Origin of the sequence: Chryseobacterium sp. S90, assembly GCF_047444895.1 — a bacterium.
In the GTDB taxonomy this organism is placed as follows: Bacteria; Bacteroidota; Bacteroidia; order Flavobacteriales; family Weeksellaceae; genus Chryseobacterium.
Window position 1 is genome coordinate 1,330,129 of sequence record NZ_JBLGCX010000001.1, and the last position, 23,769, is coordinate 1,353,897.

Below are 23,769 nucleotides of genomic sequence, written 5' to 3' on the forward strand. Positions count from 1 at the left end.
ATACTTTTATAGCATACAATAATGAGCGCAGAGTCCAACAATATCAAATCTTTAGAAATTGAAAATGAAGATTTCAGAAATTCGGTGGGAACAATGGATGAAACCGGAAAAAGGAAGTGGATATTCCCCAGAAAACCAAAAGGAAAATACACCAACTACAGGAATTACGCCAGCTATTTTCTTCTTGCTTTATTTTTCGGGCTGCCTTTTGTAAAGATCAACAATAATCCTTTCTTGCTCATCAATGTTATCGACAGGAAATTCTTTATCCTCGGACAGCCTTTCTATCTGCAGGACTTTTTTATCCTTGCATTAGGTGCCGTAACTTCTGTCATTTTTGTAATGTTATTTACCGTGGTTTTCGGAAGGATATTCTGTGGCTGGCTTTGCCCTCAAACCCTTTTTATGGAAATGGTTTTCCGTAAAATAGAATATTGGATAGAAGGAGACCGAAATAAGCAAATGAAACTCGACAGACAGGAATGGGATGCTGAGAAGATCCGAAAAAGAGTGACGAAATGGTCCGTATTTATTTTGATCTCCCTGATCATTTCTACTTTCATGTTTATGTATATTGTAGGCTATGAACAGGTTTTCCAGATTATGCAGGAAGGACCTTCAGAACATCCTTTAAAGTTCATTACGATGATCTTTTTCACGATGACTTTCTATTTTGTTTTTGCATGGCTTCGTGAGCAGGTATGTACTCTGGTTTGTCCTTATGGAAGACTTCAGGGAGTTTTAATTGATAAACAGACAATCAACGTATATTACGATTTTAAAAGAGGGGAAGGCCGTTCCAAATGGAGAAATAATGAAGACAGAAAAGCGGCTGGGAAGGGAGATTGTATAGATTGTAACCAATGCGTTGTTGTCTGTCCTACGGGAATTGACATCAGAAACGGGCAGCAATTGGAGTGTGTGAATTGTACTGCCTGCATTGATGCTTGTGATGAAGTCATGGAAAAGGTAGGCTTACCCAAAGGATTAGTGCGTTATGCTACAGAATCAGAAATTGAAAACAGCGAGAAGTTCAGATTTACTCCGAGAATGAAAGCAACGACCGTTATTCTGGCATTGCTGATCGGATTCCTTGGATTTTTAATGTATGACCGCGGCTCTATGGAAGCGAAATTCATTAAACCAGCTGGCTCTACGTTTTTCGTTAAAAATGGTAAGATTACCAATACCTTTATTTATACACTTCTGAATAAATCTAATGAGAAAAAGACTTTAAGCATCAAAGTTATCACTCCATCGAATGCAGAAATCACGTATTTCGGTTCTGAAAAAATCATATTGAAAGGAGACCAGATTCTGAAAGGAAACATCAATATTTCCTTCCCTGAAGATGAGATTAAGTTCTCAAAACAAAATATGATCATCGGAGTGTTTGATGAAAAAGGAAAACTGGTAGATTCATTTGAAACAACTTTTGAAGGACCGTTTAAGTTAGCTTTGTAGGTTGCAGATGGTAGGTTGCAGGGATTAGGGAGAATTCAAGGTTCAAAGTTTAAGGTTGTGTGTAACCAGCAACTCGTAAACTCGAAACAAAAGAAACCCGCAACTCGTAACCAAAACAACCAGCAACCTTAAACCTTCAACTTTATGCCATAAACCTTCAACTCAGAACCTTGAACTTTAAACTCATTAAGCCTTATATTTCCTCATAAACTGCGTGGGAGTCATTCCGGAGCTTTTCCGGAATACTCTTACAAAGTAGGAATATTCTTCATATCCTAATCTGAAAGCAATTTCAACCAGGCTTTCATCCAGATACATCAACATTCTTTTGGCTTCCAGTACCACTCTTTCTATAATCACGTCTGTAGCTGTTTTTTGAACAACGGTCTGTACAATTCTATTCAGATGTTTGGATGAAATACCTAATAAGGAAGCGTAATGGGCAATCGATTTATATTCTGCAAAATGCTGTTCAATCAAATTTTCAAAATCCTGATAATGTTTAAAATAGGAAAGTCCGGCAGCAGAAGCCTGTGTATCAAAATCTTTTGAAAATAATCGGGTGGAATTAATAAAGATCTGAGACATCAGTGACAAAATAAGTCCCTCTTTCATAATATTTTTAGCCTGATGCTCTTCTCCGAGTTCCTTAAATAAACTAATATTCTTCTTCAATTCCAAAGCATCCAGCTGAAGTTTTCTGGGAAAAGACACAGATCCAAAAAAAGGGAAATTCCTCAGTTTCTGATTTACATAATGCATTTCATAAAATTCCTGAGAACAAAAGAAAATATACCCTTCTATATCTTCCGAAAGCTCCCAACTGTGAATCTGTCCGGGTGAAAGAAAGAAAAGGCTTCCCTCAGAAACATCATACTTCTGAAAATCAATTTCATGTATCCCTACTCCTTTGGTGAAAAGAACAGCAGCATAGAAATCATGCCTGTGAGGCTTTTCTATATGACGATGTCCTACCACCAAATGATTCTTCATGGTGTTAAAATAAAAATCTGAGGTGTTTTTACCTGCCTGGAAAAGGTCGATATGAAGAACAGAAATAGGATTCATTAAGTAAATTTATATATGTGGTAAGGATTCACAAATGTAGACAAAAAAGGACCAGTAATACCGATCTTTCTTATCCGTTACAAACTAATGTATGCTAATTCAGGATAAGTTTGCTGTTGTATAATGAAAGTCAGGCTGTAGTTTTTCCAATATATTTGGATACAACTTTAAAAAATTTTTATCTTTGAAGTTTAGGAGTCGTAAAATGAAAATAAATTTAGCTGATAAACTGTATTATTCTATAGGAGAAGTAGCAAAAGCATTCGATGTAAACACTTCATTAATACGCTACTGGGAACAGGAATTCCCTATTATCAAACCTAAAAAAAACAGAAAAGGCAACCGATATTTCACTCCTGAAGACATCAAAAATCTTCAGATGATCTACCATCTGGTAAAAGAAAAAGGATACACTCTGGACGGAGCCCGTATCGCCCTGACTACAAACAGTAAAATCTCCGAAACCATCACCCTTATCGACAGGCTTGAATTTGTAAAAGCTGAGCTTATTAAATTAAAAGAGTCTTTGGGAGAAAGAGAGGAAGAATAGTTTTATACAATATATTAAAATCCGCTGCAGTAAATGCAGCGGATTTTTTGTTTATACTCTCTACTACCCATCAAATCTGGGTAAGCTTCCAGGAGGAAATGCCTTTTTCTATAGTTATGATAAGCTGGAAACCTATTAATAAAAAACATAACCGCTAATGGTTTTACTTTTCATCCCTCTTCATCCCCCCTCTACCCCCTTGGGCAAGGGGGTATACCCTGTTATATAAGGGCTAGAGGTGTTCATTAACGGTCTCCAGCCACTTTGATAAGTGGATAAAGTGACTTATAAAAACGGTTGAGACGGTTGTAAAGTAGTTATACCTATTTGATAATGCGCCCGGAGATATTTACAATAGTGTTTGAAGGCATTTCTTAAATGGCTGGGACAGTTTACGAAATGGCTATAGCAAATTAATGAGCGACTGCAAAGACTTACTATAATGGCCAAAAACACTTCCGAAGCCACTGAAGACAGTTTATAAAATAGTTCCCGACACTTTAATAAATATGATAGGAATATTTTATGGATATTTTTTAAATGAATGAAAAATTACCTGACAAATGAGGAGCTTCTTAAGATATAAAGCTCTAATGAAAATGAACAAAATCACTGCACAAACAGTGGTTTTTGTTTTATTCGTGACACGAGCGAAACTCTCGGGCCAGCGGGATTACAATCTATACTATCAAAGATTACTTATAAACAATTCATTGCTGGAAAATATTCTGAAAATGTAACACTCCATTTATTATCAAAGTCTCCGCTAATAATAATATAATCAATTCCTTTTTTTAAATTAAACTCCATCTTTTCTTTTTTCTTAGACGTAATCTTTATCTTTTTATTTCCTTTAGAAATTTTAATTTCTCTATACCCACAGGTATAATTATCAAAATTATATTTTTTACCATTAATAGTGATTACGTCGTCAATAAAAGCAGCATTATTAAAAAATAATAAAACTTCGTCATCTTTTTTAAGAAATTCTTTTGGAATATTTTCCAAATAAGATTTATATGCCGTACTATCTGTTTCTGTTGCTTTCGTTTTATCTTGATAATAAAAATCAATATTATTTTGTGCGAAGCAACTATTGTTGGTCAGTAAAACAATTATTAAAAAAAATATTATTTTCATTATTTTTTATTTTTTGGCAATCTAAATGAGTTAGCTTTAACAGTTTCTTCCATCTTCTGTATCTGATTTTTATTAAATTCCATACCTAATCCTTTCATTGAAGAAGTTGGGTTTTCATATGAATTCATCCTATTGTTAATATTGGCAGAAGTAGCTTCAACTCCTGAATTTGGCTCCCAGATATGTTCTAAACTAAAAGTATGACCAATTTCCTGCGTAATTGTATCTATATCTCCATTCTTTGCATTAACAGTTGCTGTAATTGAATTTCCGAGTGGTGCGTCTCCAAGAACTGTCCCAGCAGTGGTATACACAAAAGCCAACTTTAAAGCTAACCTCTTATCTTGATCTTGTATCTTATTATTCATTATCTTCTAAGTTTTCATATTTATAATCTGTTAAGAATTAATATTCCAAAATACTTCCATTCAAATTCATCTTGATAGTTAATTTTTATAATTAACTTCTTTTGTTTTTTGAAGAATATCTATTGAAGTAACTATCTTATGATGGGGGGGATATTTTCCATATGGTGAGGAAGCTATAAAACTTTTAGAGTTTTCTCTAGTTAAATTAAATTCATCGAATATTCCTAATTTTATTTTTTTTAGTGATTTAAAATTCTCAGATTTTAAGCATAAAATTTTTTGGAAAGAATTCTTAGTATCATCATATTTATACAAACTTTCTTTGTCAGAATCATATTTTAAATATTCATACTTCATCTTAGAAGTATCTTGTTTAAAATAATCGAATATTCCTGCATTAACTTTTTCATTGTTTAACATTCCTGATCTATAAGTTACAACAATTGGATTATAAAACTCTAAAATCTGCCCTTTTATAATACTAGTAAAAGGTAAGAATAAGATTAATAAAAATGTTGTTTTTTTAATTCTGCTTGTCATTTTTTTCTTTTTTCGCATATTCTCTAACTTTAATAAGCTGATTCATAATTATTTATGAAGGAAATCCAGATGTACGTGGTACTATAAGCTTAAAAGCATCGGCTCCATATTTAATATGATCCCCATTGGCTCCTCCTGTGGAATCTTCTATATGAGACTTTATTTCATGATAAATTGTTTCTGCTAAATCATAATTGCTATATCCGACAGTTTTCGAACTACCTGAATCATCAGTATTTATTACACTTTATCTTGAATCACTACTATTTTATTTAAAATAATTTTCATTTAAATAAACTAAATGAACTTTTTTATCTTCTGATTTAGATATATCTAAATTATTAAATTCCGAAGAGTTACCATATCCCTACGAAATTATATCATAAAAAATATCAAATTTCCATTTGTTTTTTAAGTATTAAACAAAATCTGCATATCATCTTTAATCATTTCATTATCAACCATTGACACACTTTATTTTTATTGATATTTTTACTTCATGATGAGAAAAAGCTATTACCAGAAATTGGCATTTATGGTCACATTGCTGACTATTTTATTGGCCTATCAGAAATACACCAGCCGGGAAAAAGAACCTTTTCCTGATATAAAGTTTATTACTAGTTCTTCAAATTCTGCAAATCTATCCGATTTTGATCCCAATACACTGGACAAAGAGCAATGGCAGAAACTTGGCTTTTCAGAGAAGCAGACTGCTACAATTCTTAAATATAAAGATATTGTAGGGGGAAAGTTTATGTCAAAAGAACAGTTGAAAAAATGTTACGCTATTTCTGACGAGAAATTCAGTGAATTGGAATCATTCATTTTACTTCCTGAAATAGCAGAAAAAGGAAATTCAAAAGGATTTAATACGTTTGGAAAGAAAGAAATTATTATTTCAGGGAAATTCAATCCTGATCGGTTTTCTGCTAATGATTGGCTTAAAATGGGGTTCAGTGAAAAACAGGCAGAAGCTATTTTAAAATACAGAAATTATCTGGGAGGAAGCTTTATCAGTAAGGAGAAGTTTAAAGAATGTTTTATCATCTCTCCGGAAAATTATATCAAACTTGAGCCTTATTTACTTTTACCAGCGAAAACTCCCGAATCTTTTCAAAATTCGGCAAAGAATAATACAGTCAAAAAAATTCAATACCGGTCTTTTGATCCTAATCAGCTGGATCTAGAGGGCTGGAAAACCTTTGGATTTTCGGAAAAGCAAGCCATTACAATCATTAATTACCGGGACAGAAATCTACGGGGAAGTTTTAAAAATCCGGAAGATCTGCAGAAATGTTTTGTGATTTCTGCTGAGAAATTTCAGGAAATGAAACCTTATATCAAACTCCAGGAAAAACAGCAGGAAAAAACTGATTTTTCAAAAACAGATCTCAACACTATTACTTTCAGACAACTTATAGAATTTGGTTTGGATGAAAGAAGCGCTGGCTCTATGATTGGCTTTAGAAAAAAACTCGGAGGCTTTATCAATAAGCAACAGATTTTAAGTACATACAATATTGATCAGGATCTTGTTCAAAAGCTGATCTCAATAGCACCGTTAAATTCCTCAGATGTACCCAGATATTCATTAGTAGACGCCCCCGAAGAATGGCTTAAGAACCATCCCTATTTCAAATATTCTGCAGACAAAATCATTTTCTACCGGATCAGTAATCCTGATGACAGAAAAATATGGAAACTTTTAAAACTGAAACCTGAGTATGAAGAAAGGATGAGATTATATGTAAAATAGCTTAAACGATTCCAAAATATTATTTTTTGGAATCGTTGATTATATGAAATATTCTAAAGTTTAATGATGCATATAATTGCTTGGACCATTGGTTCCTTCAATAGATTCCGGCAGTATTCCATAGCGGTTACGCAAATCGACTGTACCTAAGGTTTTTCCTGTATTGATATCAATTACACTAATGGTTCCTGAATTCAAATTAGGGAGATCCAATAAATTATTTTGTACTGCTACAACCTCTTTTCCTGACTTGGTTTTAAAGAAAGCCATATGATGCGCACCTTTATCAGCATCAAAAGTCTTCAAAAGCTTTAGCTGGGGAAGGTTGCTTAAATCAAAGACCAGTACCTTTCCAGGATCTGCAAAACTCACATACAGTTTGTTTGAATCATCAATATACATTTCGAGTGCCCAGCCTAAACCTTTTGTGCTTCCGTCAAAGATCTTAGTAAAAGCATCATATTTTTTAGTGGCAGTATTGTATGGGGCAATCCAGATATCTCCGCCAAGCATTGTTGTAGCAAGTGCATACTGTGGAAACTTTCCGCGTAGTAATAACACTTCCACAGGAGCAGATAAATCAGTTGGGGAGTCTGCTACCTGATAGGTTTCCTTTATTTCATAAGTATTCAGATCTAATAAAGTACAGGTATTGCCCATTCCCGTTGTGAGGTCCGGGTGAATGGTTGAACTGACCATCATCAATCCTTTTTCTTCATTAATTGAAATACCATGCGGATACATTATAAACTGATTGGGATTAGCCTGAATCGGTGCTTTAATTGTTTTGATGAGCTGATTATTATTAGCATTAAAAACACCTATGCTGCCATCCTTCGGACCTCCTGCTCCCCCCATAAAGGTCATAAAATATCTTCCGTCAGTTGTGAAAAATAAATTTTCTCCTACCGTATTCTCACCAGTATCAATAGCCGTTGCATCAATTAATTTTGGCAATCCATTTTGATCTTCTCCCGTTTTTATCTCATAGAGATAACTGCCACCCAAAGCAGTTGTGAACATTTTTTTTGCATTCTGATTGTAATAAATATGATGGGGTAATACACCAATACCCAATTCAAGCTTACTGCTGATATTTCCGAAATCCGGGGCTTCAGGGTCAAGCTCAATAACGGCAATTCCGTCTGGTAATCCTTTTAAACTTCTGTAATCAATGTAAAAGGAAGAATCATGTGAATGATCTGGATCGTGTTCATTTAGACAACTGGTAAAAGTTATCAAAGTCACCAATAAAAGAACTGCAATAAATTTTAATTTCATGATTTTCAGGTTATAAGTGTTATAGTTATAAATATAATATATTTTCTATGAAAAATAAAATATATTACACCAATATGTGAAAAATAATGAAATGAAAATAATACAATACTATTTCCGGTAACTTATACCGGAAAATATAGAAGGAAAATCGTTAAAGTATTGTATAAGTTTAGTCGAATGTTTTACTGGAATCTGTGAGCAGAGCATTCAATGCATTCAGTTCATCTTCGGTAAGATCTCTCCATTTTCCAATCGGGAGGTCTAGTTTGATGTTCATGATACGGATTCGTTTCAGTTTTTTTACTTCGTATCCAAGATATTCGCACATTCTTCGGATTTGTCTGTTGAGTCCCTGGGTAAGAACAATTCTGAAATTCATATCATCAATCTTTTCTACCTCACATTTTTTGGTTACGGTATCCAGAATAGGAACTCCATTTCGCATTTTTTCCAAAAATCTCGGATTGATCGGCTTATCTACACGAACAATATATTCTTTCTCGTGATTATTACGGGCTCTCAGAATTTTATTGACGATATCACCATCACTTGTCAGTAAGATCAGTCCCTCACTTGGTTTGTCTAATCTTCCGATAGGAAAAATTCTTTTCGGGTGGTTGATATAATCTACAATGTTATTTTTTTCACGTTTTGTATCCGTAGTACAAACAATTCCTACCGGTTTATTAAAAACGATATATACAGGTTTTTCCTGGGGTTCTCTAATAGGTTTACCATCTACCTCTACAAGATCTTCATCGGAAACTTTTGTTCCCATCTCAGGAATTTTTCCGTTTATTTTGATCCTGCCTTCTTCCAAAAGTTTATCTGCTGCTCTTCTGGAACAGTATCCCACTTCTGATAAATATTTATTGATACGCGTTTTTTCCATTAGTCTTTTCCGTAGCCGGTATAATTTTTATTGCTGAAAATTGTAATTCCATAGCTTAACCCTATGAAAAACCCATCAGCTCTATCTTTGAGTTTATGTGATTCAAAAACAATTCCTCCTTCCTGACTCAATCTTTTTGAATAAGAAACCTGCATTCCCAGTCTGCCGCCCCAGAATTCAGTATCTGAAACAACGGAGTGATTAAGCTGCTTTCCATAATTAATATCAATGTAAAATGGTCTTTCTCCCGGAGAAAAAATGATCTTCGGCTGAATAACCCAATACATCAGATGATAATTATCTTGTATAAAGCTATATTTGATTCCGGTTCCTAATGCAAAGTTAGGAAGAAAATTATATCCTACGATAGCAGTAACACCATAAGTCAGATTTCCTAATGAAGATTTGTTTTCAATATACTGCGAATTGTTGGCCTGATCCTTCTTCTTAATATTAAACCCGATATTAAGGGAAGGATTAAAATAAAAATCCATTTTTGATTTTCCAGATTCTGTATCCTGAGAAAATATCTTTAAAAAGGCAAATACAAATATGAAAAAGGATAATTTTATTTTCATAGATTTTCAAATCTGTACTCGTTATTTAAAAACTGATCTGTAGCGTTTTCAATAGTGTAGTCACCGATTTTAGTACGTCTTAATTGAGTCAGATAGGCTCCTACTCCCAATTCCTGTCCGATATCATGGGCAAGACTTCTGATATAGGTTCCTTTTGAACAGCCTACCATGAAACTTACTAAAGGAAAATCTATCTTAACATCTTTAATGTAATGAATGGTAGTTTTTCTGGCCTTCATTTCCACTTCTTCCCCAGCTCTTGCAAGATTGTAAGCTCTTTCACCATCAATTTTAATGGCTGAATAAACGGGTGGTTTCTGTTCAATTTCTCCAACAAACTTTTCCAGTACTTCTTTTACCTGTTCTTCAGTAATATGAGAGATATCCTGATGAAGGATTTCAGGTTTCTCAGTATCGTAGGATTCTGTCTGTACTCCGATCTTAATCTCCGTCCAGTATTCTTTAGGAGCATCCTGGATTTCAGGAATTTTCTTGGTGAATTTTCCGCAGCAGACAATCAGAAGTCCCGTTGCTCTGGGATCTAAAGTTCCTGCGTGCCCGATTTTAAATTTTTTAGGAAGATCAAACTCCCTTTTAAGTTTATATTTCATTTTATTGACAGCATGGAAGGAAGTCCAGTCCAAAGGCTTATCCAATAAAAAAACGTATCCTGATGTCAGTTCTTCAGCAGTCATGAATGGGTATAAATGGGTAATTCTTATTTAAAGAAATAAAAATAAATCAAAAGGGCAACTCCAACAAAAATACGGTACCATCCCCAAGGTTTAAATCCATATTTATTAAGCACTCCAATGAATGCTTTGATAGCGATAAGTGCCACGATAAACGCGACAACATTTCCTACCACAAAGATCATAATGTGATCCTGTGACGCCATAATCATTTCATATCCTTTCTGCGGATTGGGTGTTTCTTTCCCCCATGTTTTCACAAAAACCGAGTATACGGTTACCGCCAGCATTGTGGGTACTGCAAGGAAAAAGGAAAATTCTGCGGCCGCTTTTCTGGTAAGCCCCTGTGCCATACCTCCAATGATAGAAGCAGCACTACGGCTCGTTCCCGGCATCATGGCAAGACACTGCCAGAAACCAATGGTCACAGCATTTCTTATGGTAATTCCTTTTTCATCGTCTATTTTAGGATTTTTAAACCATTTGTCAGCAAACAGTAAAACCACACCTCCTAAAACCAATACTGAGGAAATAGCGATCTGATTTCCCAGTACAGCTTCAATTTTATCATCGAATAAATATCCTAAAACCAAAGCCGGAACTACAGCAAAAGCGAGTTTAAAATAAAACTGAATATTATTTAAGTCAAAAAACTTTTTCCAGTATGCCACTACCACTGATAAAATAGCTCCAAACTGAATGGATACCTGAAACATTTTTAAAAATTCTGTTTCTTCAAGCCCCATAAGGTTGGCTGTAAATCCCATGTGTGCGGTAGAAGAAATCGGAAGATATTCTGTTAACCCTTCTACAATGGCAATAATAATTGCTTTGATTAAATCCATATTCTTTTAAAAAATTAAAAGATTAAGAGATCCGGAAATTCAGAATGCATCACTCTCAATTTCTTAATCTCTTAATCTCAAAATATAAAAATTTATTTATTTTCTTTTTAAGATAGCGTATACTTCTATTACAAATCCTATAACAACAAACAGAGGTGCTATCCTGATTCTTCTGATAGAAAAGATATCATCATTCCATGAGTTCGGGTCAAATTTACCATCTACCGTATTGGCGTCCGGGCCCATCATCAATAGAAATCCTACGACAATAAATGCCAGTCCTATCAGCATCCACTTGAAATTCTGCGGTCCGAAATAGAAAGCGTTTTGCTGTGGTACTTCAGCTTCATGTCCAAAGTCTGAAGCGGAAAATTTATTTGTTTTTTTGCTCATTGTTAAGAGTAATATAAATCGTCAACGTTTGATTTTAAGAACCTCCATGTAGCGAAAATTGTACTTAAGACAGAGATAAAGACTCCTACTCCCAATACTAAGATCACTAACCAGAAATACTGGTTGTTATCCTGTACGAAAGCAGAACCAATCTGGCTTGTAAAATAATACCAGACACCCCCTAAAGCAATAAGACCAATTACAGAGCCAATAGCTCCTAAAATGATAGCTTCTATGATGAAAGGCTTAAGAATAAATCTTCTCTTCGCTCCTACCAGCTGCATTGTTTTAATAATAAATCTCTTTGAGAATATTTTCAGACGGATAGAGTTGTTGATCAATACAACAGCCAATACCAGGAACAGAATTGAAAATCCGAAGATCCACTTTAAGATTCTGCTCAGGTTATTGTAAACATCTACCATCAAGGTACTGTCATTTTTAACATCGATAATCCCTGGAACTGATTTGATTTCTTTAATAGCTTCATCAATTTTTGCAGGATCTACGAATTCAGGTTTTAAAGCTACTTCAATAGAGGAAGGGAAGATATTTTCTTCAAACAATGCATCACTGTCAATTCCCATACTTTTCTTGGCTTCTTTTGCAGCCATGTCTCTTGAAATATAGGTTGCTTTTTTTACCGGAGCTAGTGTCTGTACCTTTTTAAAAGTTTCTTCCTCCAGTTTTGCAATCTTTACAGAGTCTTTAGCATCATAATTTTCATCAAAGTAGGCGTTCACCACCAACTGTTCTTTGATATAGTCAGAATACTTCTGGGCATTAATTAAAATAAGCCCCATTAATCCTAACAAAAATAACACTAAGGCAATACTTATCACTACTGTAATATTGCTGGACCGAAGCCTTTTCTTATTAAATTCATCTACAGATTTAGCCATTAATATTAAAATTTTTGGCTAAAATAGAAAAAAACTTCCGAAATTTGGGACGAAATAAAGAAAATCATTGTTAATAAAATCATAAAAAACCTTGAGTGTAAAAGCAAAAAAACATCTTGGACAGCACTTCCTGACAGATGAAAACATCGCAAGAAAAATCGTAGAAGGTCTTAGTTTTGAGAACTATAATAACATCATGGAAGTAGGTCCCGGAATGGGAGTTCTTACCAAATATCTTCTTGAAAAGGATCAGAACATTTATCTTGCAGAGATCGATACAGAGTCTATCGAATACCTGAAAAAGAATTATACAAAGGTTACTGAAGAGACTTTTGTGGGAGATTTCCTGAAACAGGACTTCGGTTTTATCAAAGATGATCAGATTGCTATCATTGGGAATTTCCCCTATAATATTTCATCACAGATCTTGTTTCAGATTGTAGATCATTATCAACTGATTCCGGAAATGGTAGGAATGTTTCAGAAAGAGGTGGCTGAGAGAACAGCTGCCGTTCCGAGAACTAAAGATTACGGTATTCTTTCTGTCCTGATACAGGCTTATTATGATGTATCTTATATGTTTACAGTACATGAAAACGTATTCAATCCGCCGCCAAAAGTAAAATCCGGAGTGATCCGCCTTACAAGAAATCCAAAGGAAGGTCTTGCAGGTAATGAAATTCTTTTTAAGCAGATTGTAAAAACAGGATTCAACCAGAGAAGAAAAAAATTGTCTAATGCATTGAAATCCTTAAATATTCCAGAAGCCTTAAAAGGCCATGAGTTTTTGGATAAGAGAGCGGAAGAACTTAGTGTAGCAGATTTTATACACTTCGCCAATCTCTGGAAAGAAAATCAATAAACTTCAATAGTAAAAGCTCCTGATAAAGGAGCTTTTTTCTTGGATCAACGATAATATTTCATGTCTAAAAAGCAGAAAGCCTTTCAAAATACATCTGAAAGGCTTTCTTTTATATTACATTATCAATTCTAATTTCTGTTTTTCAGCATAATCCATCCTGACCAGTTCATCTGAGCTTTTGATTTTGGATACTCAAAATTGAATTTATACCAGTATGTTGCTGTAGGAAGTCTCTTACCTCCAACTGTTCCGTCCCAGATAGGATTTTCTTTTGAGAATCTGAACATTTCCACTCCATATCTGTCATATACAGAACCTGTAAAGTTTTTAAAGTCTCCAAGAGCTTTAAGATCCAATACGTCATTGATTCCGTCTTCGTTCGGAGTAATAATGTTGTTGATCTGCAGGGTAAAGAATTCAAGAGATCCTACACAGTGCGTCCCTACTCTTCTTACCAAAACGGTATAGTTTGTATTGTCTAAAAGATTGCTAAACACGTTTGAATCCTGCCAGCTGATTCCGTTGTCAATAGAATATTCCAAAGTACTTGGCATATTGTTCATCGGAGGGTTTTCAGCCGTGATCGTTACTGTTTTCTTGATGCTTTCATAGTTTAATCCAGTCACAAAAGGTGTAGCTGCACCCATTACTTTAGCTTCAAAAACTTTCTTACAAATTCCGTTATCAACTTCTACGGAATAGATACCCCATTGGTCTACATCAATTTTCTGTGTTGTTGCCCCTGTACTCCAAAGGTATTTAAAGCCTTGTCCCGCACCTGCATCAAGAGTCACTTTATCACCCACACACATTTCAACATCTTTTAATGGGGAAGTGATTTCCGGAGTAACTTCGATTCTTATTGTTGCCGGATTAAGAGATTTACAACCTTTTGTTCCAATAGCGTATACTGTAAATGTTGTTGTCTGATATAAAGTAACAGTCTGCATATTTCCAGTTCCCATGAAGTTGCTCCATTGGTAAGTATCTCCTCCTTCAGCAGTAAGGGTTACAGATTCTCCCGGACAGATTTTTATTCTGGAAGCTTTTACTTTGGCCGTTGGGGTTACTTCTTTCAGTAATTTCAATTCAACCATTTTACTACAGAAACCACCATTGGAAACTACAACATAAAGAATCTGACCATCGTTACCGTTATAGTTTAATGGAGTCTGAATATAATTATTGTTTTGTGCAATTGCATCCGCCTGATTTACGTAGAACTTAAAAATAGCTCCTGGTGTCGGGCTGATGGTAGAGGTAATTGTGCTTAAATCAAAAGTGGTAATATCTGGTGTAGTACAAAGCAGTAATGTAGCATCCTGAGCCTGCGGAGTTGTTCCTCCATGAATCTGAATCGTAGCTTTACCCGGACAAGGATTCCCCGGAACACTTACTTCAATAGTATAAGTACCTGGCTGTATAGCCGTAATTGTATTGGTAGTAGCATTTGGTACCGGTGCACCATTATAATACCATTGGTACACAAGGTTAGGATCACTTACTGAAGCGGTGATCACCTGAGGTACGTTATCACACACGTTGATATCTGAAGGTAATTTTGTACCTGCCGGATCTAAAAGGTCAACCCCGATATTGAAAGATCCTCCTTCCAGAAATACTGCAGAGTCATAACTGTGGTCACTATAATCGGCAATTACCATTTTGAAGTGATATTCCTGTCCTGCTACTACGGTTGCTGTAGCGGTTAACGGAATTGTTCTTCCATTAAAGTTGGTCTCAACGTTACCTGTATTGTATCCTGCAAAATATTGTTCATTTACCGCACCACAACTTCCTGGTATTGCAGGGTGGATATTCGTAATACTTACGGGTCCTGCCCCTCCGGGAAGTACAGCCATATTTACATAAGGTCCTCCTGAAGTAGGTCTCAATAAGATGGCAAATGCATCTGCAAAAGTACAAGGGAAAGAACCCGTGTATTCTTCGGATGCAATCAAATAGTTAAATTTAATCTGGCTTGTCGTAGGAACGAAGTCAAATTCCAGAAGAACGGCATCATTCAATCTGCTTTCCACTACTCCGATTATCTGTGCAAGGTCAGCATCTGATCCTCCACCATTGACATCACTCAGCCCACCTTCAAAACTGTTACCAGCTCTTCTTGCATACCCTGTAGAAAGAATAAGCCCGTCTTTAAAAGGGAAATTGGTTGTAGCTTTATGAAAATATCCCCATGCTCTGTCTGCATCACTTGCAGCATGATTAGGAGTAATCTTCACGTTACTTACATTTGGAGTAAGGCAGGTATTGGTCCCGGATGAGATCAATACATCTTTTACCATTTTCTCTATCGTGTAACTTGTTTCAGCATACTGCGGAGCATTTACATCAATAAAAACTCCAGCCCTTCTGGATAATGCTGAAGGGGTTTCCTTTGCATGTTTCCTGGGGGGCAGATTTTGTGAAAATAAAAAAGTCGAGATGACTAAAAAAAATAAACAAAGCGGTAGATATCTTCTCATAATATTTTTGTTTCAACAAATTTAATTTTTTTTTAAATATCTCACATACATATTTATATTTTTTACTGTAAAAAAACAATATATGAACGTTTTAAAGTAAATTTTCGTTAATCAATCCCTATTCGTACAAACCATAAACAATGTGGTAGCATCGTGTTACAAATTGTTTTAACATATTTATCCTCTATTTAAAATAATTCACAAAACACAACAACGTTTCTTGTATAAAACAACAAAATCTTCCATTACTGAAAGATTTTGTTGTCTATTTTTTATTTTAATAAATTCTAATTTCTGTTTTTTAAGAGAATCCAGCCTGAGCGCTGTTCCATTTTCTTACTGGCTGGGTTTTCCCACTGTACTCTATACCAATATGTCCCTGTAGAAAGGTTAATTCCTTTTAAAGATCCTGTCCAGATAACATCGCCTTTTGAAGCTTTGAATACCTCTGCTCCATATCTGTCAAAGATAGAAGCTGCAAAATCTTTGTATCCACTGATTCCTGTGAAATCGATAGTATCATTTACACCATCCATATTAGGAGTAATAGCATTGCTGATAACGAATGTAAAATAATCCAGTGAAGTACCGCATTTAGCACCTTTTACTCTTACCATCAGAGAATACATTGTATTGTTCAGGATACCGGTAAATATATTCGATGGCTGCCACGTCAGCCCTCCATCAATTGAAAATTCTAAAACACCTCCAGTCGGATTACTTGCCGTAAGGGTAAGAATGTGATTATCATATACAACATTGGTAAATTGTGGCAGATCAGGATTAATCAGCTGGGCAGAGAACGTTTTGGAACAGACTCCGTTACTGATTATTACAGAATAAGCACCCGCAACATTAGTTGTTATCGTCTGAGTGGTTGCTCCAGTATTCCATAAATAAGTATAATTTGGTCCCGGACCAGCATCAAGAGTTCCTTTATCTCCGGCACAAACAAATACGTCTTTCAATGTAGAAACAATTGCCGGAACTACTTCGATAGTTACTTTAGCCGGATTCACAGAGCTACATCCGTTTCCTCCCAATGCAAATACTGAATATTCTGTTGTTGTGGTAGGAGTAACGACCTGTGTATTTCCATTTCCTGTAAGTCCTATCCAGTTATAAGTAATCCCTCCCGTAGCAGTCAGTGTCACAGATTCTCCTTCACAAATTTTTAATTTGGATGCTGTAAGTCCTGCTATAGGCGGACCTACCTGAACGGTAACTGATGCCGGTGTTGCAGAAATACATCCGTTAGCCCCAACAGCAAAAACAGTATACACAGTAGTTGTAGTAGGTGAAACAACCTGAGTACTTCCGTTTCCTGTAAGACCATTGCCCCAGTTATAAGTTACACCTCCGGAAGCTGTTAATGTTACAGATTCCCCAATACAAATACGAGGTACTGACGAAACAACAGCAGCCACCGGTTGTACTTTATCTTCCTGTACAGTTACTGTTGAAGTAAATGTACAACTTAAATTACCTGGCTGTGATACATTAGTAACTGTTAAAGTATAGGTACCATCAGCGCTTACAACAGGGGTAAGGGTGTTCCCTCCTGAGACGATAGTTCCTCCCGTTGTTGTCCATGTAATTGTAGATCCTGCAGGAACAACAGATGCTGAAGCATTGATTGTAATCTGAGGAGTTGTACAGGTAATTATTTGTGGTGCAGCAATTGTAAGAGTAGTTTGAGCCGTGCTTAATAATTGCAGAGATACTACATAGCTGCAACCTCCATTACTTACCAATACATAAATCGTCTGGCTTCCTCCCGGCGGCGTATAAGTTGTAGGAGTTACAATAAAGTTTCCATTAGCAGCATTGGCATCAGCCTGGTTTACATAATAAGTAAAAGTAACTCCACCAGTAGTTGTGATCTGAGGCTGAGCTTCTGTAAGATTATAAGTTAATCCTGGCTGATAACATTTATGTAGTATTGCATTCTGTGGCGTAAAAGGTTCTGACACTTCAATTGTTATGGTGGCAGGGTTTTGAGACACACAGCCATTAGCACCTACTGCTGTTACAGTATAAGTAGTTGTAACGGTAGGTGAAACCACCTGTGTATTTCCGTTTCCGGTAAGACCATTGCCCCAGTTATAGGTAGCACCTCCTGATGCAGTAAGTGTTGTAGATGTACCTTTACAGATTTTTATTTTGCTTGCAGTAAGTCCTGTCACCGGTGGAGCACTGTTTCCCGTTACCGTTACATTGCCCACTGCTGTACAACTAATATTTCCTGGCTGATAAACTTTTGTTATGGTTAAAGTATAGGTTCCAGCAGCATTGATAACAGGGTTTAAGGTAGTTCCTCCTGAAACAATATTTCCTCCTGTAGTTGTCCAGTTGAATGTAGCACCTGCCGGATAGACGGAAGCTGAGGCATCCAGTGTAGTCTGAGAGTTAGCACAAGTAAGTACTGCAGGAGGGGCAATAGTAGGGATCATTTGTGGCGCTTTCACCAATTGAAGCTGCGCTACTTTTGCACAGAAACCGTTTGCAACTCTTACATATACCGTTCCACCTGCGCTCTGATGAGCCGTTGGGTTAGGTATTGTATTTGTATTTCCTGCATTAGCATCCGCTAATGTGGGATAATATGAAAACACAGCTCCCGGAGTGGTACTTATTGAAGCCTGTGCTGATGTTAAATTAAATGTTGCATTTCCAGCAGCATAACAGGCTGTTAGCGTAGCATTCTGTACTGTTGGAGATGTCCCACCCACTACAGTAATAGTAGCTTCTCCCGGACAGCTGTTTCCCTGTATAAAAACCTTAACAGTATAAACTCCCGGTGCTGTTGCTGTATAACTTGCATTGGTTGCCCCGGCAATCGGGTTGGTTCCCAAATACCATTGATAGGTTATATTTGGCCCCTGAACAGAAGCTGTAAAAGTCTGTGGTGTATTATCACACATATTTACAGATGCAGGCAGCTGTACTCCTGCCGGGTCTAAAATTTTCACTCCAATATCGAAAGATCCTGCTTCCAAAAATACTGCAGAATCAAAATTAGGATCCTGATAATCGGCAAGAACGATTTTAAAATGATAGGTTTCTCCCGGGATTACAGTTGCTTTTGCTGTAAGAGGAATGGTACGCCCGTTAAAATTGGTTTCAATCTGAGCAGTATTGGTACCTCCGTAATAGGCTTCATTTTTAGGTCCGCAGTTTTGATACTGCGGGTGGATATTCGTTACACTTACAGGGCCTGCTCCTGCCGGAAGCACTGCAAGGTTGGTATAAGTAGGATCAGATGTTTTTTTTAGAAGCAAGGCAAAACCATCGGTGATGGTACATGGAAAGTTCTGCTGATATTCTTTCGAAGCAAATAAATATCTGAAAGTAATTTCAGTAGAAGCTGCAACGAAGTCAAACTCAATTGAAGTAGCATTGGTTAGGTTATTATTACCGATTCCCAAAGCGTTCGCCAGATCTACATCTCCTCCTGTTCCAAGGTCATCGCTTAAAGTTCCCTGAAGAGTATTTCCTGCTTTATTGGCATATCCGGTAGAAAGTATAATCCCTTTACTAAACGGAAAATTGGTATTTGACTTATTAAAATATCCCCAGCTTCGGTTCTGATTGGAAGCCGGCAGGTTTGGAGACACCGTTACATTGCTTACACTTGAGCTGGTACAGGTAGTGCCTCCTGAGATAAGAACATCATTGATTAGCTGGGTTATAGGATAGCCTGATTCCGGGTAACTTGGTGCATTCACATCTATAAAAGCACCTGCTCTCAAGGAAGCAGCACTCGGTTTTCTCGCAATTTCTACCCTTCCTCTATTTTGAGCAGAAATAAAGTTGCTTAAGAAAACTAAAAATAACGCTAAAAATAAATTTCCTCTCCTCCTATTTAACATTTTATATTATTTTAAACAAAAATACTATTTTTTTTGATTGAAATTCAAGTTAACACAATTTACATTATTACTAACGCAAATTTATTTATGTTAGGATATCAACTCTATTTATTTTAATATAATAAAAAAAGACTGACAAAATAGCCAGTCTTTCGATTATAGTTTTAATTATTCTATATTTTTAAGTAATATCCATCCTGTTTTCACCGTAACTTCTTTACTCGCAGGATCTTCAAAGGTTACCTGATACCAGTAGGTGGAAGTAGGCAGTTTCTTACCCTGGAAATATCCATCCCAATATGGTCTTATCTTTTCAGCTTTGAAGACTTCTCTTCCGTATCGGTCAAAGACCTGTCCGCTGAAATCTTTATAGTTGACCACTCCGCTGAAATCTATAATATCATTAATATTATCCCCATTAGGAGTAATTACATTTTTCATCACGAATGTAAAGAATTCAAGGAAGCCTACGCAGCTTGTAAACTTAACTCTCACCCTGATTGAAATAATTTTATTTTTAGGGACATTGTTAAATACATTGGAAGACTGCCAAGTAACTCCGTTATCTACTGAATATTCCAGAATACCATTGCTTGGATTGCTTGCTGTAACAATCATTACTCCATTTTCATTATAATCTACTTTTATTACTTCAGGAATCACAGCTTTAATAACCTGTGCTTTAAACTCTTTTGAACACACCCCATTGCTTATCATTACCGAATATTCTCCCGGAGTAGAAACAGTAATGCTCTGACCTGTTTCTCCATTACTCCACTGATAAGTATATCCAGGACCTGAACCTGCATCCAGAATGATTTTATCTCCCTGGCAGATATGTCCTCCTTTTAAGTTTGAAACGATAGCCGGTACTACTTCTATTGTAATACGTGCCGGCTGAAGAGATTTACATCCCTGTGCTCCGATAGCATATACAGTATATGTTGTTGTCTGGGTAGGACTTACAGTTCTTATTCCACCTGTAGTGGCTGCGGAATCACTCCACTGGTATGTTACTCCACCAGAAGCTGTTAACAACACAGATTCCCCTGCACAGATTTTTAATCTTGGAGCTGTAAGCAATGCCGTCGGAGTTTCTTCTTTTCTTAATGTTAAAGTTGCAATTTTACTACAGAAAGCTCCATTGGAAACCAGTACATATAATATCTGTCCATCTGTACCGTTGTAGGTTGTCAGATTGGTAATATAACTATTGTTTTGAGCCTGTGCATCAGCCTGATTAGCATAAAAACGGAATACCGCTCCCTGCGTGGTACTGATCAGAGGTTTTGCCGTTTCTAAATCAAAGGTACTGAGTGCAGGTGTTGTACAGAGTTTAAGCACAGCATTCTGTACTGTAGGACTCGTTCCTCCGATAATGGTAACGGTTGCTTCACTAGGACACTGATTGCCCGGAACCATTACTTTCACAGTATATACTCCTGGCTGGGTAGCAACATAAATAGCGCTGGTTGCTCCCGGAATGGCAACTCCGTCTTTATACCACTGATATGTCATTCCCGGAATGGCTGCTACCTGTGCTTTCAATTGCTTTGGTGTATTGTCACACATGTTGATGCTGCCAGGTAAAACTGCTCCGGCTTCATCTACAATTTTAATTCCGACATCAAAAGATCCTCCTTCCAGGAATACAGCTGAGTCATGAGTAGAATCTTTTGCATCTGCCAGCACCATTTTAAAATGGTACGTCTGCCCCGGAATTACATCTGCTATAGCTGTTAAAGGTGTTGTTCTTCCAAAATAATTAATAAGCAGGTGAGGGTTTGCCAATCCTCCAAAATAAGCTGCATTGATAGGTCCACAACTGAATCCATTGCCGGCAGGAACAATATTGGTCGCACTTACAGGTCCTGCACTTGCCGGCAGCACCGCAAGATTAGTATAGGTAGGATCCCCCACTTTCTTCAGCAATAATGCAAAAGCATCAGAATAACCCAGACATGGATAATCCGAAGTATATTCATCAGAAGCAAATATATAGTTAAATTTTACCTGATTGGAATTCGGTACAAAATCAAATTCAAGTGCTACAGCATCCGTTAAGCTGACATTGGCTCCGGTAGCTGCTACAAGGTCTGCATCACTCCCGGTTCCTGTAGATTGCCCAACAGCTGACACATAGCTATTACCTGCTTCCGAAGCATACCCTGTAGTCAGAACAATACCATCAGTAAAAGGAAAACTTGTTGTTCCTTTATGAAAATATCCCCAAAATCTGTTGCTGTTAGTCACATCATGATTAGGAGATACTGTAACATTGGTAACATTGGCTGTTGTACAATTGGTACCACCGTTGATCAAAATATTCTTCACCAATTGCTCGGGTGTATAATTTGAAGGAGTGTAAGGAGGTACATTTACATCTATGAATGCTCCAGCTCTGAGACTGGCAGCAGAAGGCTTTATCTTTTCTGATTTTCTGACTGGTCTCGTTTGAGAAAATGCAGAAACAGAAATCAATAAAAAAGAAAAAAGGAAAAAATAGTTTTTTAGTCTATAGATTAACATTTTGTTTTCATTTGTTCAAATGTAGCAAAAATAATAATAACAAATCAGCCTTTAACGTTACTATTTTTCAAATAAACACCTAGATTCATAAGATTTTTTTCTTATCATTACATTTTCCGTAAATCATTCTGGAACAGAAATTTATAAAAAAAACAGACCAATTTGTATTGATCTGTTTATATTTTATTGTTATACTTCAGTTGCAGCTATTCTTCTTTTTTCAATTGCTCAATTTCATTTTGCAGCTGAGAAATAATATCTTTTAAAGCCTTTATTTCGTTTTTATTAGAGTTGACATTACTCCTTAATATTACATTTTTTGCTCTTTCATTGTGATCTTCTTCTTCCTCTTCTTCATTGATCTCTTCAATGTCTTCCTGGATATCTTCTATATCTTCATTAATCTCTTCAATGTCTTCACTGATCTCTTCAATATCCTCACTAATTTCTTCAATATCTTCCTGAATGTCTTCAATATCTTCACTGATCTCTTCAATATCCTCCTGGATATCTTCAATTTTCTCGTGACTTTTATTCACTGACATCTGGATAAAAATAGCCAGATAAATAGCTTCCAGAGACAGCACTGTAGTAAGAATCAGAAGCATCTTATCAAAGTCTACAATATGCAGCATCGGAAGCAAAAACGAAGTAAGAAACAGCAGAGTATGTACAATCAGAGACTGGATAGATCCTATCCATGATGTAATACTGTCCGCTATTTTTTCAAGAACTTCTGTTTTTTCGTTATATTTTTTCATCCTTTATATTTTTACAACAGTTCTTTGGTAACGCCTAATCCAAACAAGGCAAAATCATACTTTGCGGGATCTGCTTCATCAAATTTTCTAATGGCAGTATCCAGTTCTTCCACCGTTTTCCAGTCATTCTGTATTCTGGAAACCAATCCCAGTTTTCTGGAAATATTTCCGGTATGCACATCCAAAGGAATGGAAAGGTTTTTCTGATCTATATTCTCCCAGATTCCAAAATCCACTCCCCGCTTATCTTTACGTACCATCCACCGCAAAAACATAATAATCCTTTTAGCAGAAGAGTTTTTATAGGGGGAACTGATGTGTTTATGGCTTCTGTGCTTTTCTGTTTCCAGAAACCCATTCCTGAATCGTTCTATGGCATGGAGAAAATTATTCTCCGGTTCTTTTACTTCAAACAGGCTTTCCAGGCTTTCATTCTCTTTATAAATTCTGTTGAACTGTCTGATGAAGTAGGAAAAATCCTGCCCATTGAAAGTTCTGTGAATACTTTTATCCTGAATATCTTCCAGATCCTTTTCTGAATAATTCATCACAAAATCATAAGGAGAATTCCCCATAATATCAAGCATCTTATTCGCAGAACTGATGATCGATTTTCTGTTTCCCCAGGAAATTGTAGCTGCCAGAAATCCCGCAATTTCAATGTCCTGTTTTAAAGAAAAACGATGAGGAATCTGTATGGGATCATTTTCAATAAAATCAGGAGTATTATACCGATCTGCTTTTTCGTTGAGAAAATCTCTGAGTTCTTCAAATTTCAGCATATTCA

Annotated in this window: 20 protein-coding genes; 4 read left to right on the top strand and 16 right to left on the bottom strand. The window is 36.2% G+C overall.

Annotated elements, in window-relative coordinates; genetic code table 11:
* The first annotated feature begins 21 nt into the window (after positions 1-21).
* Positions 22-1,464 carry a cytochrome c oxidase accessory protein CcoG gene (gene ccoG / locus ACLMCG_RS06170; RefSeq protein WP_413959190.1) on the top strand — a complete coding sequence of 481 codons (1,443 nt, stop codon included), beginning with the start codon at positions 22-24 and terminating at the stop codon, positions 1,462-1,464.
* Between the two features lie 186 nt (positions 1,465-1,650).
* Here ccoG and ACLMCG_RS06175 read toward each other — a convergent pair whose 3' ends face one another.
* A complete protein-coding gene (locus ACLMCG_RS06175) occupies positions 1,651-2,532 on the bottom strand; it encodes an AraC family transcriptional regulator (RefSeq protein ID WP_413959191.1) in 882 nt (293 codons plus the stop codon).
* Positions 2,533-2,737: 205 nt separating this feature from the next.
* On the opposite strand from ACLMCG_RS06175, the gene ACLMCG_RS06180 reads away from it, so the two are divergent.
* Positions 2,738-3,082, top strand: a complete 345-nt coding sequence (locus tag ACLMCG_RS06180) for a MerR family transcriptional regulator (RefSeq protein ID WP_047383183.1) — start codon at positions 2,738-2,740, stop codon at positions 3,080-3,082.
* A 699-nt stretch (positions 3,083-3,781) separates the two neighbouring features.
* On the opposite strand, the gene ACLMCG_RS06185 is transcribed toward ACLMCG_RS06180, so the two are convergent.
* The 3 genes from ACLMCG_RS06185 to ACLMCG_RS06195 form a co-directional block, all read right to left on the bottom strand.
* Complete coding sequence (locus ACLMCG_RS06185; protein WP_413959192.1) at positions 3,782-4,222, bottom strand: hypothetical protein; 441 nt, start codon at positions 4,220-4,222, stop codon at positions 3,782-3,784.
* Positions 4,222-4,590 carry a hypothetical protein gene (locus tag ACLMCG_RS06190; protein WP_413959193.1) on the bottom strand — a complete coding sequence of 123 codons (369 nt, stop codon included), beginning with the start codon at positions 4,588-4,590 and terminating at the stop codon, positions 4,222-4,224. Before ACLMCG_RS06190 ends, ACLMCG_RS06185 begins: the two co-directional genes overlap by 1 nt.
* 78 nt (positions 4,591-4,668) lie before the next feature.
* Positions 4,669-5,130 carry a hypothetical protein gene (locus ACLMCG_RS06195; RefSeq protein ID WP_413959194.1) on the bottom strand — a complete coding sequence of 154 codons (462 nt, stop codon included), beginning with the start codon at positions 5,128-5,130 and terminating at the stop codon, positions 4,669-4,671.
* 535 nt (positions 5,131-5,665) lie between these two features.
* Here ACLMCG_RS06195 and ACLMCG_RS06200 point away from each other — a divergent pair.
* Positions 5,666-6,889 carry a hypothetical protein gene (locus tag ACLMCG_RS06200; protein ID WP_414136863.1) on the top strand — a complete coding sequence of 408 codons (1,224 nt, stop codon included), beginning with the start codon at positions 5,666-5,668 and terminating at the stop codon, positions 6,887-6,889.
* 60 nt (positions 6,890-6,949) lie between these two features.
* Here ACLMCG_RS06200 and ACLMCG_RS06205 read toward each other — a convergent pair whose 3' ends face one another.
* From ACLMCG_RS06205 to ACLMCG_RS06235, 7 genes are all read right to left on the bottom strand, one after another.
* Entirely contained in the window at positions 6,950-8,170 is a 1,221-nt protein-coding gene (locus ACLMCG_RS06205; RefSeq protein WP_413959196.1) for a YncE family protein, read from the bottom strand.
* Between the two features lie 169 nt (positions 8,171-8,339).
* A complete protein-coding gene (rluF, locus tag ACLMCG_RS06210) occupies positions 8,340-9,062 on the bottom strand; it encodes a 23S rRNA pseudouridine(2604) synthase RluF (protein WP_413959197.1) in 723 nt (240 codons plus the stop codon).
* Complete coding sequence (locus ACLMCG_RS06215; protein ID WP_413959198.1) at positions 9,062-9,640, bottom strand: hypothetical protein; 579 nt, start codon at positions 9,638-9,640, stop codon at positions 9,062-9,064. The genes rluF and ACLMCG_RS06215 overlap by 1 nt, the downstream gene beginning before the upstream one ends.
* Positions 9,637-10,335 (bottom strand): tRNA pseudouridine(55) synthase TruB, encoded by a 699-nt coding sequence (gene truB / locus ACLMCG_RS06220; RefSeq protein ID WP_413959199.1) that lies wholly within the window; start codon positions 10,333-10,335, stop codon positions 9,637-9,639. Before truB ends, ACLMCG_RS06215 begins: the two co-directional genes overlap by 4 nt.
* Positions 10,336-10,358: 23 nt before the next feature.
* Positions 10,359-11,177 (bottom strand): undecaprenyl-diphosphate phosphatase, encoded by an 819-nt coding sequence (locus tag ACLMCG_RS06225; protein WP_223600397.1) that lies wholly within the window; start codon positions 11,175-11,177, stop codon positions 10,359-10,361.
* Between the two features lie 96 nt (positions 11,178-11,273).
* Complete coding sequence (locus ACLMCG_RS06230) at positions 11,274-11,570, bottom strand: DUF3098 domain-containing protein (RefSeq protein WP_142719366.1); 297 nt, start codon at positions 11,568-11,570, stop codon at positions 11,274-11,276.
* Positions 11,571-11,572: 2 nt separating this feature from the next.
* The gene (locus ACLMCG_RS06235) at positions 11,573-12,472 is read right to left on the bottom strand and encodes a cell division protein FtsX (protein ID WP_047423638.1); all 900 of its coding nucleotides are present in this window, start codon (positions 12,470-12,472) and stop codon (positions 11,573-11,575) included.
* A gap of 91 nt (positions 12,473-12,563) precedes the next feature.
* Between ACLMCG_RS06235 and rsmA the strand changes: the two genes are divergently transcribed.
* Entirely contained in the window at positions 12,564-13,334 is a 771-nt protein-coding gene (gene rsmA / locus ACLMCG_RS06240; RefSeq protein ID WP_413959200.1) for a 16S rRNA (adenine(1518)-N(6)/adenine(1519)-N(6))-dimethyltransferase RsmA, read from the top strand.
* Between the two features lie 128 nt (positions 13,335-13,462).
* Here the strand turns inward: rsmA and ACLMCG_RS06245 are convergent, their stop codons facing one another.
* The 5 genes from ACLMCG_RS06245 to ACLMCG_RS06265 form a co-directional block, all read right to left on the bottom strand.
* On the bottom strand, positions 13,463-15,820 hold the full coding sequence (locus tag ACLMCG_RS06245) for a choice-of-anchor L domain-containing protein (RefSeq protein ID WP_413959201.1): 2,358 nt from the start codon (positions 15,818-15,820) through the stop codon (positions 13,463-13,465).
* Positions 15,821-16,107: 287 nt separating this feature from the next.
* Positions 16,108-19,692, bottom strand: coding sequence for a choice-of-anchor L domain-containing protein (locus ACLMCG_RS06250; RefSeq protein WP_413959202.1), 3,585 nt, complete (start codon positions 19,690-19,692; stop codon positions 16,108-16,110).
* 168 nt (positions 19,693-19,860) lie between these two features.
* Positions 19,861-22,221: a choice-of-anchor L domain-containing protein gene (locus ACLMCG_RS06255; RefSeq protein WP_413959203.1), complete on the bottom strand. Its 2,361-nt coding sequence runs from the start codon at positions 22,219-22,221 to the stop codon at positions 19,861-19,863.
* Between the two features lie 206 nt (positions 22,222-22,427).
* Positions 22,428-22,982, bottom strand: a complete 555-nt coding sequence (locus tag ACLMCG_RS06260; protein WP_047423643.1) for a DUF1003 domain-containing protein — start codon at positions 22,980-22,982, stop codon at positions 22,428-22,430.
* An 11-nt stretch (positions 22,983-22,993) separates the two neighbouring features.
* The gene (locus ACLMCG_RS06265; RefSeq protein WP_413959204.1) at positions 22,994-23,764 is read right to left on the bottom strand and encodes a TIGR02757 family protein; all 771 of its coding nucleotides are present in this window, start codon (positions 23,762-23,764) and stop codon (positions 22,994-22,996) included.
* Positions 23,765-23,769 lie beyond the last annotated feature (5 nt).